The sequence below is a fragment of the Simplicispira sp. genome (assembly GCF_028687295.1).
GTDB classification, from domain to species: domain Bacteria; phylum Pseudomonadota; class Gammaproteobacteria; order Burkholderiales; family Burkholderiaceae_C; genus Simplicispira; species Simplicispira metamorpha.
In genome coordinates this window covers 40895-56730 of sequence record NZ_JAQUAL010000002.1, presented here as the reverse complement: position 1 = coordinate 56730, position 15836 = coordinate 40895, and the positions used below count along the sequence as shown (strand labels likewise).

At 64.0% G+C, this 15836-nt stretch carries 15 protein-coding genes; 9 read left to right on the top strand and 6 right to left on the bottom strand.

Annotated elements, in window-relative coordinates; genetic code table 11:
• Positions 1-625 (top strand): bestrophin family protein (locus PHX69_RS00630; RefSeq protein WP_288041858.1); only part of this gene is annotated, 625 nt, incomplete at its 5' end.
• 73 nt (positions 626-698) lie between these two features.
• Here the strand turns inward: PHX69_RS00630 and PHX69_RS00625 are convergent.
• Both PHX69_RS00625 and PHX69_RS00620 read right to left on the bottom strand, forming a co-directional pair.
• Positions 699-2000, bottom strand: a complete 1302-nt coding sequence (locus tag PHX69_RS00625) for a tetratricopeptide repeat protein (protein ID WP_288041856.1) — start codon at positions 1998-2000, stop codon at positions 699-701.
• Between the two features lie 78 nt (positions 2001-2078).
• Entirely contained in the window at positions 2079-2771 is a 693-nt protein-coding gene (locus PHX69_RS00620) for a YceH family protein (RefSeq protein ID WP_288041855.1), read from the bottom strand.
• A gap of 21 nt (positions 2772-2792) precedes the next feature.
• Here PHX69_RS00620 and purN point away from each other — a divergent pair, with 21 nt between their 5' ends.
• Positions 2793-3371, top strand: coding sequence for a phosphoribosylglycinamide formyltransferase (purN, locus tag PHX69_RS00615; protein ID WP_119011962.1), 579 nt, complete (start codon positions 2793-2795; stop codon positions 3369-3371).
• A gap of 145 nt (positions 3372-3516) precedes the next feature.
• Here the strand turns inward: purN and PHX69_RS00610 are convergent, their stop codons facing one another.
• The gene (locus tag PHX69_RS00610; RefSeq protein ID WP_288041854.1) at positions 3517-5940 is read right to left on the bottom strand and encodes a DUF4214 domain-containing protein; all 2424 of its coding nucleotides are present in this window, start codon (positions 5938-5940) and stop codon (positions 3517-3519) included.
• 182 nt (positions 5941-6122) lie between these two features.
• Here PHX69_RS00610 and PHX69_RS00605 point away from each other — a divergent pair, with 182 nt between their 5' ends.
• The 4 genes from PHX69_RS00605 to PHX69_RS00590 all read left to right on the top strand — a co-directional run bounded on the left by PHX69_RS00605 (position 6123) and on the right by PHX69_RS00590 (position 9432).
• Positions 6123-6347, top strand: coding sequence for an AbrB/MazE/SpoVT family DNA-binding domain-containing protein (locus PHX69_RS00605; protein WP_288041853.1), 225 nt, complete (start codon positions 6123-6125; stop codon positions 6345-6347).
• Positions 6344-6769 (top strand): putative toxin-antitoxin system toxin component, PIN family, encoded by a 426-nt coding sequence (locus tag PHX69_RS00600; protein WP_288041852.1) that lies wholly within the window; start codon positions 6344-6346, stop codon positions 6767-6769. The genes PHX69_RS00605 and PHX69_RS00600 overlap by 4 nt, the downstream gene beginning before the upstream one ends.
• Positions 6770-6810: 41 nt before the next feature.
• Positions 6811-8133, top strand: coding sequence for an RsmB/NOP family class I SAM-dependent RNA methyltransferase (locus PHX69_RS00595; protein WP_288041851.1), 1323 nt, complete (start codon positions 6811-6813; stop codon positions 8131-8133).
• An 81-nt stretch (positions 8134-8214) separates the two neighbouring features.
• On the top strand, positions 8215-9432 hold the full coding sequence (locus PHX69_RS00590) for a DesA family fatty acid desaturase (RefSeq protein ID WP_288041850.1): 1218 nt from the start codon (positions 8215-8217) through the stop codon (positions 9430-9432).
• Between the two features lie 81 nt (positions 9433-9513).
• On the opposite strand, the gene rpmG is transcribed toward PHX69_RS00590, so the two are convergent.
• From rpmG to trxB, 3 genes are all read right to left on the bottom strand, one after another.
• Positions 9514-9684 carry a 50S ribosomal protein L33 gene (rpmG, locus tag PHX69_RS00585; protein ID WP_119011958.1) on the bottom strand — a complete coding sequence of 57 codons (171 nt, stop codon included), beginning with the start codon at positions 9682-9684 and terminating at the stop codon, positions 9514-9516.
• An 11-nt stretch (positions 9685-9695) separates the two neighbouring features.
• Entirely contained in the window at positions 9696-9929 is a 234-nt protein-coding gene (gene rpmB / locus PHX69_RS00580; protein ID WP_119011957.1) for a 50S ribosomal protein L28, read from the bottom strand.
• A gap of 175 nt (positions 9930-10104) precedes the next feature.
• Positions 10105-11064 carry a thioredoxin-disulfide reductase gene (trxB, locus tag PHX69_RS00575; RefSeq protein ID WP_288041848.1) on the bottom strand — a complete coding sequence of 320 codons (960 nt, stop codon included), beginning with the start codon at positions 11062-11064 and terminating at the stop codon, positions 10105-10107.
• 233 nt (positions 11065-11297) lie between these two features.
• On the opposite strand from trxB, the gene PHX69_RS00570 reads away from it, so the two are divergent.
• Genes PHX69_RS00570 through PHX69_RS00560 form a run of 3 tightly spaced genes read left to right on the top strand, consistent with a single transcriptional unit; the run spans position 11298 to position 15810 of the window.
• Positions 11298-13781 (top strand): DNA translocase FtsK, encoded by a 2484-nt coding sequence (locus PHX69_RS00570; protein ID WP_288041846.1) that lies wholly within the window; start codon positions 11298-11300, stop codon positions 13779-13781.
• A 45-nt stretch (positions 13782-13826) separates the two neighbouring features.
• Positions 13827-14459 carry an outer membrane lipoprotein periplasmic chaperone LolA gene (gene lolA / locus PHX69_RS00565; RefSeq protein ID WP_288041844.1) on the top strand — a complete coding sequence of 211 codons (633 nt, stop codon included), beginning with the start codon at positions 13827-13829 and terminating at the stop codon, positions 14457-14459.
• Positions 14460-14502: 43 nt separating this feature from the next.
• The gene (locus PHX69_RS00560) at positions 14503-15810 is read left to right on the top strand and encodes a replication-associated recombination protein A (protein ID WP_288041843.1); all 1308 of its coding nucleotides are present in this window, start codon (positions 14503-14505) and stop codon (positions 15808-15810) included.
• The last annotated feature ends 26 nt before the right edge of the window (positions 15811-15836 follow it).

The following is a 15836-nucleotide window of genomic DNA, read 5'->3' as shown; positions in this document are numbered from 1 at the left end:
ACCCCAGCCCATCGACCCGCTGGCGCGCGACAGCGACGTGCGGGTGCGCATGGTCCACCGCTGCATTGCGTTTGCCCACGCGCTGCGCCTGCAACTGCGTGGTCAGAAAGACGATGCCACCCTGGAGCGCTGGACAACGGCAGAGGAATTTGCCCGTATCCGCAGCGTCCGCAGCCCTGCCGACGCGCTGATGCTGGCCATGGGCCGCGACCTGGGCGAGTGCGTGCGCCAAGGCCACATCGCCCCCAGCCTGGCCGTGCCCATCGACCAGACGCTGTCGGCCCTGACAGCGGCAGCGGCCTCGTGCGAGCGCATCAAGCACACGCCGATTCCGTTTTCGTACACGCTGCTGCTGCACCGCACGGCCTACATGTACTGCTTTTTGCTGCCCTTTGGCCTGGTGGACACCACGGGGTTCATGACGCCGTTTGTCGTGGCCATCGTGGCCTACACCTTCTTTGGCCTGGATGCCCTGGGCGATGAAATCGAAGAGCCGTTCGGGCTGGAGAGCAACGACCTGCCCCTCGATACGCTGTGCCGCAGCATTGAAATATCGCTGCGCGAATCCTTGGGTGAAACCGATCTGCCTGAACCGCTGCAGCCGGTCAATTTCCGCCTGACCTGAAAGCACACCGGCCCGCCAGCGTGGTGCGGGCGGGCCGGTGTGTGCGCACAACGTCGGGCGCGGGGCCGCGTGCTCAGGCGCCCTTGTGCGCCACCACCACAAAGCCGTGGACGGGGGCGTGGTTCTCGTGGCGCAGCACGGTGTCTTCGATGGTGACGTCAACGCCGGCCGCTTGGCACAGCGCCTCGACGTGGCTGCGCCGGTGGGCGTAGCGGCCCGTGGCTTGCAGCACCAGGTCGGGGCCGTCCTCGGGGGCGGCTTCGCACGAGAAAATCAGGTGGCCGCCGGGAGTCAGAATGCGCAGCGCATCGGCCAGGGCGGCGCTGATGTCGCCGGTGTAGATGAACACATCCAGCGCCGTGATCACCTGGTAGAGCGCATCGGGCGTGTCTTGCAGCGCGTCCAGCAGGTTGACGTGGTGGAAGCGGTCGTACACGCCGTGGCGGGCGGCTTGTTCGATCATGCCCTTGGAGATGTCCACGCCAATCAGAAAGCCGTCGATGCGCCCCAGGTACACGCCCAGCAACCCGGTGCCGCAGCCCAGGTCAAGGATGTTGAGCTTTTTGTCCGGGTGCAGGGCGGTGATTTTTTCTGCCACTTGTTTGGGCAGCTGGTACTTCAGGGTGCGCACCATGTGCAGGTCGTAGAACTCGGCCATGTCATCGAACAGGCCGCGGCTCAGTTCGGCGGGCTGGTGCGCGGGCGTGGCGCCGTGGGCCAGCGCGTTGTAGTAGGCATAGACCGAATCACCCGGTGCCAGCGCCAGCAGGGCGGTGGTGTCGGGCAGGGCGCGGGCTGCCTGGCCTTGGGCCACGTGGGTTTGCACCCGGCCCATCAGCGCCTGGGTGTCTTGCGGGTTTTCTTCGATCAGGGCGCTCCACACCGCAATGGCCTCGTCGTACTGCGCCAGGCTGCTCAGGTCGCGTGCCAGCGTGCGGCGCAGCGTGGCGTCGCCCGGCACCAGCGCCAGGCCCCGGCGCAGGTGGCGCACGGCCATGTCCAGGTGGCCCGCGCGGTGGGCGATATCGACCACACCGGCCAGCACCCGCAGGTTGCTGGGCTCCACCTGGGCGACTTTTTCTGCCGTGGCGATGGCCTTGTCGAACTGGTTTTGCCGCGCTTGCAGCAAGGCCAGTTCCAGCAGGCCCGGGCCCCAGTCGGGTGCCAGCGTGACGGCGCGTTGCAGCGCATCAAACGCGCCAGGGATGTTGCCGGATTTTTCCGCCATCACCCCCGCCAGCACGAACACGCGCGGGTCGTTGGGCGCTTGTTTTTGTGCTTTGTTCAGCGTCTGTGCGGCGTTTTTCAGGTCGCCTTTGGCGATCTGTTCGCGCGCAAGGTGCAGGTGTTTCAGGTTGGGGTCGGTGGCGCTCATGTCGGACAAATAGGGTTGCGAACGTTGCGTGGTGGCCAGAGGCCGGGGCGCGGATTCGGGTAGAAGAAAAGCCCGCCATTATCCTTGCGCTGCTTCGCCGGGCGCGGGCTCCACGCCCAGCTCGGCGCACAGGCGCTGCACGGTGGCTTGCAGGGCGGCGACCTGGGCTTCCAGGCTTTCCACGCGCGCTTGCAGGGCCGGGCTGCCTGCGCTGGCGCTGCTGGGGGCGTTGCCCAGCAGGGCGCTGGCATCGACCGGGCCACACAGCAAATGCGCCCAGCGCTGCTCACGCGCACCGGGGGCGCGGGGCAGTTGCACGACCAGCGGGCCGCCTTTCTCGTCGCTGCGCTCTTGCAGCTCGTCCAGAAAAGCTTCGACCGAGGAGATGTCGGCAAAGCGGTACCAGCGCTCGGCGTTGATGCGCAGCTCGCCCGCCGTTTGCGGGCCGCGCAGCATCAAGAGGCCCAGCAGCACGGCAGACTGCTCGGGCACGCCCACGCCGCGCTGGAAGTTGTGCTCCCAGCGCGTGGTGCGTCCACCGCTGGCTTCATGCACCAGCGACAGGTATTTCAGCTCATCCAGCGCTTCTTGCGCTTGGGCGTCGCTGACGTTCATCACCGGGTCGCGGGTGGTTTTCTGGTTGCAGCCCAGCACCAGGGTGTTGAGGGTGAGCGGGTAGCTGTCGGGCACGGTGCGGGCTTTTTCCATCAGCGTGGCCAGAACGCGCGCTGCGATGGGGCTCAGGGGGCGGGTGGTGGGGTCAAAGGGCATGGCAGGGATAATTCCGGTCAAATGAAAAATATCGTGATTCTGATTTCAGGCGGCGGCTCGAACATGGCGGCCATTGTGCGGGCAGCGCAGCAACAAGACTGGGCGCAGCGCCTGGGCGTGCGGGTGGCGGCCGTCATCAGCAACAAAGCCGATGCCAAAGGGCTGGAGCTGGCCCGCGCGCAGTGCATTGCCACCGAGGTGCTGGACCACAAGCAGTTTGCCAGCCGCGAGGCTTTTGACACCGCGCTGGCCGCGCTGATCGACCAGTACGACCCCGCGCTGGTGGTGTTGGCAGGCTTCATGCGCATCTTGTCGCCGGGGTTTGTGGCGCACTACGAAGGGCGGCTGACCAACATCCACCCCTCGCTGCTGCCCGCCTTTACCGGCCTGCACACGCACCAGCGCGCCATTGACGCGGGCTGCAAGTTTGCCGGTGCCACCGTGCATCTGGTCACTGCCGAGCTGGACGTGGGCCCCATCCTCGATCAGGCCGTGGTGCCCGTGCTGCCCCAGGACACCGCCGACACGCTGGCCGCGCGCGTGCTCTCGCAAGAGCACCTGATCTACCCGCGCGCCATTGCAAATTTGCTATCTAAATAATAGCTGCTGGCGCTTGCTGGAAGCGAGCTAGAGGCTGTTTTTATATGTAATTATAGGACCGTGGAAAGAGCGTCTGTTGCCACCCGAGTCTGATAGAAAAGCCAACGCACTACCCCAGCGCGTTGGTTTTGGCCATGGCGCAGCTTCAGGCCACCACGCCCACCGTTTTGATGGCTACGGCGTTTTTGAGATCAAAAGATATGCTGCTGAGGCCGTAATCGCTGTTGGGCAGGTCTTCAATAAAGCGGGTGCCCGCTGCGGTACCGTCGCTGTACCACAGCGATTGCGTGTTGGTGGCGGTGTTTGCGGTCTGGATAAACAAGGCGTTTTCTGCCACCACCTTGAACTGCTGGACCTGGCTGACCAGTGGCGCGGTGGGAACGGTGGTGCCCTTGCTGGCAAACAAGTCGCCATTACTCGTGAGAAAGAACGCCTGATCGGCATCGGTTTGCAGTGGGGCTGGGTCGGTGTAGGAGTTGTAGAAAGTGGTGATGCCCACGGTACTCAACTGCACTGCCTTGGGAATTGCCGCCCCAAGGTTGACTGCAAACACCCCTTCGGCGTTGTTGAATACCAAGGTGTCTCCCACCACTTTGAAATCACGGTTTGTCCCGCTATCCGTCGTGGCATTGGCGGTGCCCACATTGACAGTGCCGGCTGTGGTGCCATCACTGACAAACAAGCCCTGCTTGGTGGCGGATGTGTAGGCTTTGAAAATCAGTTTGCCGCCAGCCAGCTGCACGCTATTGGCATTGGTGGTGTCGCCGAAGCCCGCACCGCTGCCCGGCAGAAGGTCTTTGACCAGGCCAAAGGTGTTTTTGCCAAAATCTGCCGCCCACAATTCGGCGCCATGTTGGGCGTCGGATACCTTGAAGAAAGCCTTGGTGGCGTCCCAGCCCAACAAGCTGGCTTCGTTGTTGATGGTGGCCAATTTCGTGAAGGTGGTGCCGTTGGTGGAGTAAATGCCCTTTTGGGTAGCGCCGCTGCTTGGATTACTGATTTCTGCGGTGAAATACAGCCGTCCGTTGGCTTCGCCCAGAATGCTGGGGTAGGAACTGGCCGAACCAGGGTTGATGTCCAGCAGCGTGGTGCCGGCGCTGGTGCCATCGGTGAAGGCCAGTTCAGTACCAGCCTGGGGAATGTCACCGTTCGCTCCCCAGTTGTAAGCTATGGCGACAAATGCCACTTTATTGCCGTAGGGTCTAAAACCACCAACGTCGCCGGTATTCCCTTGGTAATAGTTTTTTAGCATGAAAGTACCCGCCTCGGTGCCGTTGCTGACCCAGGCCTCTTGCCCATTCGTGCCGTCGTCGGCGCTGAATATGAGTTTGCCGTTGGGCAGCACGACAGCCTCATTGATCGATTGCAAACCCCCGCTCGCTCCGGGGTAAATGTCTTTAACCAGGGTGGATGACATTTGGCTGGGGTTGCTGTAATCAAAGCGCGCCAATTCATAGCCATAGGGGGAGGAGTGGGCTCCAAACCACACCGCCTGATGGCTCACATCATGGGCGCCACCAAAAGGTGGGATGGCAAAGTCCATGTCGGTGCTGGTGGACTTTTTTTCCATGCCATTGATGACGTAAGCCTTGCCGGAGTTGCCGCCTTGCGCTGATCCGGCCAAGATCAGTTGGTCATTCACCAGCGTTGAAAAACTGGCGTAGAGAGGTTGATTGATAGCGATCGATTGCGTACCAACCAGGGTGCCATCGCTGTAACCGACCATATCGACCTCCGAGTTGAAACTGAAAAAATAGGCCCCGGTCTTATCTGAGTTGACCATCCATTTCGTGTAGCCGTAAAAGCCACTGTTCGCCTTTACGTCTGTGCCAGCGGCCGTCCCATCACTGATCAATATCTTGGCGCTCTGATCGAAGCCGCCTGTCACCAGCAGCGTCCAAGGTGCCTTCTGGGCGTTGCCTGCGCCGAGGATGGCATCCAGGTTGTCATCCGTCAGATCGGTTCGGACGATGGCGGTGTTGGTCAGCAGGCCATTGGCAATCAGCGGGGCAAATTTGTCGGGCTGCCGGGTGGCAACCCCCATGGTGTTCAGGTACGCGGGCAGCTGGTTGTTGGCCTCGGTCAGGGTGGCAGCATCGCCCGTGACCTGTTTCAGAAACGTGCGCGCAATGGCGGCGGCCGCGTCGCCACCGTAGTTCTGGTCATTGACTTGCGCGGTAAACGTGTTGGCCACCGCCAGGCGGTTGTTGACCAGTGCCGCATCGGTGCTGTTGGGTGGCACACCGTTCAGGATGCTCAGCGCGGCGTTGCCCAGGCTCAGGCGCCCGGCGGCCACTTCACCGGCCCAGTAGGCCAGGCCGTCGGCTTCCGGGGCGCGGCCCAGGATGTTCTGGTACAGCACCGTGATGCGCTCGTTCACGGTGGTGCCGCTGCCGTACAGGGCCTGGGCTTCGGGGGCCGTGGCAAAGGCGTCGATGATGCCGTTGAGCGAGCCGCCCGCGTTGTCCATTTCGGTGGCCCAATAATTTTGACCAGCCGCGTCGGCAGCGCGGCCGTAGTAGGCGATGTAGAGCTTCTGGATGGTGGTGAGGGCGTTGGCTGATGGCATGCTTTTCCTTGCAGGGTGGAACAAAATAAAATTAGGTTTACGTCATCTTACAAACCCTGCGCCTCAAAACCCACCACGCTGCGCTGCTGCTGGCTGAACTCCATGCCGATCAGGTAGATTTGTTTGTCACTTGCAAACGGGCTAAAATTGAATTCCTTACTTCATTACCTTGGAGATTTGCCATGCTGGCCAAACGCACAAGCAAAAACCAAGTCACCTTGCCCAAGGCCATCGTGCAGACGGTGGGCGAGGCCGATTACTACGACGTGACCATGCAAGACGGCAAGATTGTTCTGACACCGGTTCGCCTGCAGCAGGCCGATGCGGTGCGGGCCAAGCTGGAGGAACTGGGCATTACGCCGGACGACGTGGAAGACGCCATCGCCTGGGCCAGAAAGCGCCCATGAACGCCCCGCGCGTTGTTATCGATACCAACTGCCTGGTCTCGGCGCTGATCTTCTCGCGCCGCAGGTTTGCCTGGTTGCGGGAGGCTTGGCAGGCCCAACGGTTTGTCGCCTTGGCCAGTCGCGAGACGGTCAGCGAGCTGTTGCGTGTGCTGGCTTACCCCAAGTTCAAGCTGACCCGCGATGAGCAGGAAGCGCTGCTGGCCGAGTTTTTGCCTTACGTGGAGGCCGTACAGATTGACACCGCGCCCGATGGCCTGCCGGATATCCGCGATCCCGACGACACGATCTTTCTGGTGCTGGCGGCGGTGGGCGAGGCCGATGCACTGGTCAGCGGCGATGGGGATATTCAGGCAGTCAAGGCGCAGTTCCACATTCCCATCCTCACCGTTGCCGAGTTTGCCGACTGGCTACAGGCGCACTGAGACTTTGCCCCACCCCTGCCCACAGTGGGACAATCGCGCCCATGCATCCCAACGCCCTTATTGAAGCCTGCGCCGAACTCGTGCGGCTCACCCTGACTTTTGAACACCCTGCCGACGCTGTGGTGTCGCGTTTTTTTCGCGACCACCGTGGTCTGGGCCAGCGCGAGCGCGCTGCGCTGGCAGAAACCGTTTACACGGTGCTGCGCAAAAAACTGCTGTTTGACCACATGGCGCCTTCGGGCTCCGGCCCCAAGGAGCGGCGCTTGGCCATCCTGGGTTACGCCCACTGGCAAGACGAAGAAGCCCGGCGCAGCAACCCGCAAGCCGTGCACGGTCCGCGCGAGTTTTTGCGCGGCGCCTTGAACGACCGCGAAAAGCAGTGGCTCGACGCCTGCGACGCCGTGCGCCCCGATGAGCTGCTGGAGCGCCACCGCCACAACCTGCCCGAGTGGCTGGCCCAGCCGCTCAAAGCCCAGCTGGGCGACGGCTTCTGGCCGCTGGTGCAGGCGCTGTCGTCCAGCGCACCGCTGGACTTGCGCGTCAACGTTTTGAAAGAAAAACGGCCTGAAGTGCAGAAGGAGCTTGCGCAAGCAGCTATCAAATCAGTAGCGACGCCGTACTCGCCCTGGGGCCTGCGCGTCGAGGGCAAGCCCGCTCTGGCCAAGCTGCCCGCGTTTGTGCGCGGCGCCATCGAAGTGCAGGACGAAGGCTCGCAACTGCTGGCACTGCTGCTGGACGCCAAGCGTGGCGAGATGGTGGTGGACTTTTGCGCAGGCGCCGGTGGCAAGACGCTGGCCGTGGGCGCCACCATGCGCAGCACCGGGCGGCTGTACGCCTTTGACGTGTCGGGCCACCGGCTCGATGCGCTCAAGCCACGGCTGGCGCGCAGCGGGCTGTCCAACGTCCATCCGGCGGCCATCGCCCATGAGCGCGATGAGCGCGTCAAGCGCCTGAGCGGCAAGATCGATCGGGTGTTGGTCGATGCGCCGTGCTCGGGCCTGGGCACGCTGCGGCGCAACCCCGACCTGAAATGGCGCCAGTCGCCCAATGCAGTGCAGGAGCTGCAGGTCAAGCAGGCGGCCATCCTGGCCAGCGCCGCGCGCCTGGTCAAACCCGGCGGGCGCCTGGTGTATGCCACTTGCAGCGTGCTGCCCGAAGAAAACGAGCGCATCGCTGAAGCCTTTGCCGCTGCCCACCCCGACTTTGTGGCGCTGGATGCGGGCGAGACGCTGGCCCAGCTCAAGGTAGAGGGCGCCGCCAGCCTGTGCAGCGGCGGCGACACGGGCAGCCTGTACCTGCGCCTGTGGCCCCATGTCCACCACACGGACGGCTTCTTTGCCGCCGTCTGGACGCGCAAGCCATAAAACCGGCCCGCCACTAGAATCGCCGCTTTGCCCCCGTGCCGGGGGCGTTGTAGCGGCGATGCGCCGGGGGGCTGGTAGGGTATGTTGTTTTTTGAGGGGGCTGCCGCAAGCGCAGCCATCGATTGGTTGGCCCAGGGTGTGCTGCGCCTGTCCTGGTGGCAAACCGTGTTGTGGGCGCTGGGCCTGACGCACATCACCATCGCATCGGTGACGATTTTTCTGCACCGCTCCCAGGCGCACCGCTCGCTGGATTTGCACCCGGTGCCAGCGCACTTCTTCCGTTTCTGGCTGTGGCTCACCACCTCCATCGTCACCCGCGAGTGGGTGGCCATCCACCGCAAGCACCACGCCAAGTGCGAAACCCCCGATGACCCGCACAGCCCGCAAACGCGTGGCCTCCAGGCCGTGCTGTGGCGCGGTGCCGAGCTGTACCGCGCCGAGGCTGAAAGACCCGATACCCTGGCCAAGTTTGGCCGCGGCACACCCGACGATTGGCTGGAGCGCCATGTCTATACGCGCCGCGCCTCCTGGGGCATTGCGCTCATGCTGCTGATCGACGTGGCGTTGTTGGGCGTGGCCGGTCTGGCCGTGTGGGCGGTGCAGATGGCCTGGATTCCGTTCTGGGCGGCGGGCGTGGTCAATGGCCTGGGGCATTTCTGGGGTTACCGCAACTTCGAGGCGCCCGACGCCAGCACCAACCTCTCGCCCTGGGGCATCCTGATCGGTGGCGAAGAGCTGCACAACAACCACCACACCTACCCCACATCGGCCAAGCTCTCGGTCAAGCCGTACGAGTTTGATCTGGGCTGGACTTATATCTGCCTGCTGCAAAAGCTGGGCTGGGCCAGCGTGAAAAAGGTGGCGCCACGCCTGAAGTTGGGCGCCATCAAGCCCGTGGCCGATGAAAAAACCCTGGAGGCGTTGATAGCGCACCGCTACGAGGTCATGGCCGGTTATGCGCGCGGCGTTCGCCAGGCCTGCCAGGACGAGATGGCGGCGTTGCAGGCGCGCCAGGCCGATGTATCGGTGCTGCGGGCGGCAAGGCGCTGGTTGCACCGCGATACCGAGCAGGTGCCGCGTGCGGTACTGCCACACCTGGCCCAGGTGCGTGCGGCCCACCCGGTGCTCGACCAGATGGTCACTATGCGCGAGGAACTGCGCCAGCTGTGGCTCAACACCTCGCATTCGCGCGAGCAGCTCACCGCCGATTTGCAGGCCTGGTGCCAGCGTGCCGAGGCCAGCGGCATTACGGCGCTGCGCGAGTTCTCACTGCGCTTGCGCGCCGCCCAGCCGGTGTGAGGGAGCAGGGCAGGCCCCCTGCGTGCACAAAAAAACCGCCGGGCTTGCGCCGGGCGGTTTTTTTGCGGGCAATGCGCTGAATTACTTCAGCTTCATTTCCTTGTAGTCCACGTGCTTGCGAGCTTTGGGATCAAATTTCTTGATCAGCATCTTCTCGGGCATGGTCTTCTTGTTTTTGGTGGTGGTGTAGAAATGACCCGTGCCTGCAGTCGATTCCAACTTGATCTTGTCGCGTCCGCCTTTGGTTGCCATGGTGGTTCTCCTTAAGCCTGGCCGCGTGCACGCAGGTCTGCGAGCACCGATTCAATACCGTTCTTGTCGATCAAACGCAGGGCAGCGCTCGAAACACGCAGGCGCACCCAGCGGTTTTCGCTCTCAACCCAGAAACGGCGGTATTGCAGGTTCGGCAGGAACCGGCGCTTGGTTTTGTTGTTGGCGTGGGAAACATTGTTCCCGACCATGGGCTTCTTGCCCGTGACTTCACATACGCGTGCCATGAGGACACTCCGATATTTTGAACGGCCCCCAGCAGCGCTGGTGGCCTCACCTCGCCATTGAAGGGTGGCGGTAACCCGAATTTGCCTGTAGCCCCAAGCTGCCCCAGGGCCCTGATTCAAACGCCCCCAAAAGAGCGCAGCCAGTTTTGGCAAAGCCGCAGATTATAGCCTGCGCTCAGGCGCCAGCGCCTTGCTCCAGAAAACGCTGGGCGTCCAACGCGGCCATGCAGCCTGTGCCGGCGCTGGTGATGGCCTGGCGATAAACGTGGTCTTGCACGTCGCCAGCGGCAAAAATGCCGGGCACGCTGGTTTGCGTGGCAAAGCCCTTGAGCCCGCCCTGCGTGACGATGTAGCCGTTTTCCAGCGCCAGCTGGCCCTGGAAGATGTCGGTGTTGGGCGCATGGCCGATGGCGATAAAGCAGCCTTGCAGTGCAATGTCCTGCGTGTTGCCGTCTTGCGTGCTTTGGATGCGGATGCCGGTCACGCCGCTTTGGTCGCCCAGCACTTCTTGCAGTGTGAAGAAGGTTTTGAGCTCAATCTTGCCGGCTGCCACTTTTTCCATCATCTTGTCGATCAGGATGGGCTCGGCCTTGAACTTGTCGCGCCGGTGTACCAGCGTGACCTTGCGCGCGATGTTGGACAGGTACAGGGCTTCTTCTACCGCCGTGTTGCCGCCGCCGACCACGCACACGTCCTGGTCGCGGTAGAAGAAGCCGTCGCAGGTGGCGCAGCCCGAGACACCCCGGCCCATGAACGCCTCTTCAGAGGGCAGGCCCAGGTACTTGGCCGAGGCCCCCGTGGCGATGATGAGCGAATCGCAGGTGTAGGTGCCGCTGTCGCCGGTGAGCGTGAAGGGGCGCTGGCTGAAATCGACCTGGTTGATGTGGTCAAAAATGATTTGCGTCTTGAAGCGTTCGGCGTGCTGCAAAAAGCGCTCCATCAGCGCCGGGCCTTGCACGCCATGCACGTCGGCAGGCCAGTTGTCCACCTCGGTGGTGGTGGTGAGTTGCCCGCCCTGGGCCATGCCGGTGATGAGCACCGGGTTGAGGTTGGCGCGTGCGGCGTAGATGGCGGCGGTGTAGCCGGCAGGGCCGGAGCCGAGGATGAGGACTTTGGCGTGGGTGGTGGTGGACATGGTGCAGACTCGCTGAAAGTGCGCCGGGGCGCGTTCCAAAACCGCAAGTATTAACCAACTGCTGCTGCTGGCCGGTGCTGGCCCCAGGCATGGCCGCCGTGGAAAAGGGCCATGTGAGGCCAAGGCGGCCCCATTTTGCAAGCAGGTGTTGCAAGCGCTGCGCTGGCAGCGGCGGGCAGGGGGCCTGCCGGGTTTTGCAGGGAGTGCTTGGGGTAAGCTTCGCCCGCACGCCCATGACCTACTCTTTCAATACCCTGAACGCTTCTCCCCCTGGCAAGTCTGCACTGCGCATCGGCGTGGCCCGTTTTGGCCACGAGGTGGCCTTGGTGGTGGGCTTGCTGGCCCTGGTTTTCTGGCTGATGGCATTGTTCAGCTACTCTCCCCAAGACATGGCCTGGTCCACCTCCGGCACAGGCGACGCACTGGTGCGCAACCGCGTGGGGCGCCTGGGCGCATGGCTGGCCGATGCCAGCTACTTTGCCCTGGGCTTTTCCGTGTGGTGGTGTGTGGCCGTCAGTGTGTATGTCTGGCTGGGATCGCTGGCGCACTGGATGCGCGGTGGCGCAGCGGGCACTGCTGCGGCGCTGCCAGTGCCCGATGTGCTGGCGCGCCGGGCCTTGTTCTGGGCCGGGCTGGCGCTGCTGTTGTGCGCCAGCTGCGCACTGGAGTGGTCGCGCATGTACCGCTTTGAGACGCTTTTGCCCGGCCACGCGGGCGGTGTGCTGGGCTACACCCTGGGCCCGGCCACCATGAAGTGGCTGGGCTTTACCGGCTCGGGCATCGTCGGCATTGTGCTGGCCGTGGTGGGCGCGGCGCTGGTGTTCCGCTTCTCCTGGGGCCAGGTGGCCGAGGCCCTGGGCGCCCGCCTGGACGCGCTGGTGCAGTTTGGGCGCCTGCGCCGCGAAGTAGCCAAAGACCTGGCCGAAGGCAAGCGCGCAGCACGCCTGCGCGAAGAAGTGGTGCAGGAAGAGCGCACCGAGCTGCAAGAGCACCATCCCCAGCCGCTGCAAATCATTGAACCCCCGCAGGTCGAACCCGCGCGGCCCCAACCTGCACCGGCCCCTGCCAAGGCCGCCCCCGCCAAAGCAGCGCGTGCGGAAACCATCCGCACCGAGCCAGTGTTTACCGACCCCGTGCTGCACGATGCACCCCTGGCCGACCCGGCGCGCCCCGGCGCTGCGGCGCCCGCGCCCGCTCCCGCCAGAGCGCGCGCCGTACCAGAGTCCAGCCGCAGCCTGGGCGGCCTGCCCCAGGTGACGCTGCTGGACAGCCCGCCCCCGCGCCAGGAAAACGTGGCGCCCGAGACGCTGGAGATGACCAGCCGCCTGATCGAGAAAAAACTCAAGGACTTTGGCGTCGAAGTGCGCGTGGTGGCCGCCATGCCCGGCCCGGTGGTCACGCGCTACGAGATCGAGCCTGCCACGGGCGTGAAGGGTTCGCAGATTGTGGGCTTGGCCAAAGACCTGGCGCGCTCGCTCAGTCTGGTGTCCATCCGCGTGGTCGAGACCATTCCCGGCAAAAACTACATGGCGCTGGAGTTGCCCAACGCCAAGCGCCAGACCATCAAGCTCAGCGAGGTGCTGGGCTCGCAGGTGTACCACGATGCCCCCTCCCTGCTCACCATGGGCCTGGGCAAAGACATCGTGGGCAACCCGGTGGTGGCCGATCTGGCCAAGATGCCGCATGTGCTGGTGGCGGGCACCACGGGTTCGGGCAAATCGGTGGGTATCAACGCCATGATTTTGTCGTTGCTCTACAAGGCCGACCCCTGCGATGTGCGCCTTTTGATGATCGATCCCAAGATGCTGGAAATGTCGGTCTATGAGGGCATTCCACACCTGCTGGCGCCGGTGGTCACCGACATGAAACAGGCTGCCCACGGCCTGAACTGGTGCGTGGCCGAGATGGAGCGCCGCTACAAACTCATGAGCAAGCTGGGCGTGCGCAACCTGGCGGGCTACAACCAGAAAATCGACGAGGCCGCCGCGCGCGAGGAGTTCATCTACAACCCCCTGAGCCTCACACCCGAATCGCCCGAGCCGCTGGACAGGCTGCCGCACATCGTGGTCGTCATCGACGAGCTGGCCGACCTGATGATGGTAGTGGGCAAAAAAATCGAAGAACTCATCGCCCGCCTGGCACAAAAAGCGCGCGCTGCGGGCATCCACCTGATTTTGGCCACGCAGCGCCCCAGCGTGGACGTGATCACGGGCCTGATCAAGGCCAACATCCCCACGCGCATTGCCTTCTCGGTGGGCTCCAAAATCGACAGCCGCACCATCCTCGACCAGATGGGCGCCGAAGCGCTGCTGGGCATGGGCGACATGCTCTACATGGCCAGCGGCACCGGCCTGCCGGTGCGCGTCCACGGCGCTTTTGTGTCCGACGATGAAGTCCACCGTGTGGTCAGCTACCTCAAATCCCAGGGTGAGCCCGATTACATCGACGGCGTGCTCGACGGCGGCGTGGTCGATGGCGACAGCGACGCCGCAGGCGAGGGCGGTGGTGAGGGCGGCGAAAAAGACCCTCTGTACGACCAGGCCGTGGAGGTGGTGCTCAAAGACCGCAAGGCCAGCATCTCTTACGTGCAGCGCAAACTGCGCATTGGTTACAACCGCTCGGCGCGTTTGCTCGAAGATATGGAGAACGCGGGTTTGGTCAGCGCCCTGACCAGCAGCGGCCAGCGCGAGGTGCTGGTGCCCGCGCGCAGCGAATAGCCTGCCACCGCAGCGCCGGTTCTGCGGCCCCCTATGGAGCATTGCATGAAAAAGATATTGACTACTGTTTTGATAGCTGCAAGCGCCCAGCTGGCGTGGGCTGATGCCCTGAAAGACCTGGATTCTTTCTTGCAGGGCACACAAACGGGCCGCGCCGATTTCACCCAGGTGGTGACTGCGCCTGCCAAGGACGGTCAGGTCGCGCGCAGCAAAACCAGCAGTGGCACGTTTGAGTTCCAGCGGCCCGGGCGCTTCAAGTTTGTGTACCAAAAACCGTTCGAGCAAACCATCGTGGCCGATGGTCGCACCCTGTGGCTGTACGACGTGGACTTGAACCAGGTCACCCAGCGCCCCCAGGCCCAGGCGCTGGGCAGCACCCCCGCCGCCTTGCTGGCTGCCGCGCCCGACCTCAAAGCCCTGCGCGCCGAGTTCACGCTGGAGACGGCGCCCGAGCAGGACGGTGTGCAGTGGGTGCTGGCCCGCCCCAAGGCCAAAGACGGGCAACTGCACAGCGTGCGCGTGGGTTTTGCCTCCGGTCAACTGGCCGCACTGGATATTCTGGACAGCTTTGGTCAGCGCTCACTCATCCGCTTTGCCAACGTGCAGAACAACCCGGCGCTGCCCGCCACCGCCTTCCAGTTCAAACCGCCCGCCGGGGCCGACGTGCTCAAGCCATGAACGTGCGGGCAGGGTGTGGCGGCGCTGGGCCAGGGCAGGGCGTATGAGCACCGCCGCCCAGCCACCCCTGGCCGAGCGCCTGCGCCCGCGCAGCCTGGCTGAAGTGATCGGCCAGCAGCACATCCTTGGGCCGGGCATGCCGCTGCGCCTCGCGTTCGAGTCGGGCAGGCCGCACAGCTGCATCCTCTGGGGGCCGCCGGGCGTGGGCAAAACCACCATTGCACGGCTGATGGCCGGGGCGTTCGATGCGCAGTTCATCAGCATCAGCGCCGTGCTGGGCGGCGTCAAAGACATCCGCGAGGCCGTGCAACTGGCCGAAAACGCCCGCGATGGCCTCATGCAGCAGCGCACGCTGGTGTTTGTGGATGAAGTCCACCGCTTCAACAAAAGCCAGCAAGATGCGTTTTTGCCGCACGTCGAAAGCGGCCTGTTCACCTTCATTGGCGCCACCACCGAGAACCCGTCGTTCGAGGTCAACTCGGCCTTGCTGTCGCGCGCGGCGGTGTATGTGCTGCAACCGCTGTCGGGCGAAGATTTGAAGCAAATTGTGGCTCTGGCCCAATCGCAGCAAGCGCTACCAGCTATTGAAAGCATAGCAATAGACCGCCTCGTGGCCTACGCCGATGGCGACGCCCGGCGCCTGCTCAACACGCTGGAAACCCTGGGCATGGCAGCAGCGCAGCAGCAGCGCACCGACATCACCGACGCCTGGCTGGTGCAGGTGCTGGGCCAGCAAATGCGCCGCTACGACAAGGGCGGCGAGCAGTTCTACGACACCATCAGCGCCCTGCACAAATCGGTGCGCGGCTCTGACCCTGACGCCGCGCTGTACTGGCTGGTGCGCATGCTCGACGGCGGCGCCGAGCCGCGCTACCTGGCGCGCCGCTTGGTGCGCATGGCCAGCGAAGACATCGGCCTGGCCGACCCGCGCGCCTTGCGCATGGCGCTCGATTGCACCGAGGTTTATGAGCGCCTGGGCAGCCCCGAGGGCGAGCTGGCGCTGGCGCAGTGCGTGGTTTATCTGGCGGTGGCGCCCAAGTCCAATGCCGTTTACAAGGCGTACAACGCCGCGCGCGCTTGGGTGGAGCAAGATGGCACCCGCCCCGTGCCCATGCACCTGCGCAACGCGCCGACGCAGCTGATGAAAACGCTGGACTACGGCAAGGGCTACCGCTACGCCCACGACGAGGAGGGTGGTTTTGCCGCTGGCGAGCGCTACTTGCCCGACGGCATGGCCGACCCTGGCTTTTACCAGCCTGTGCGCCGCGGCCTGGAGATCAAGATCGCCGACAAACTGGAGCAACTGCGCCAGCGCAACGCGGCCGCAGACGCCGCCCCAGATACAGATTGAAGCGCACGGTTAAACTCCCGGCCTTC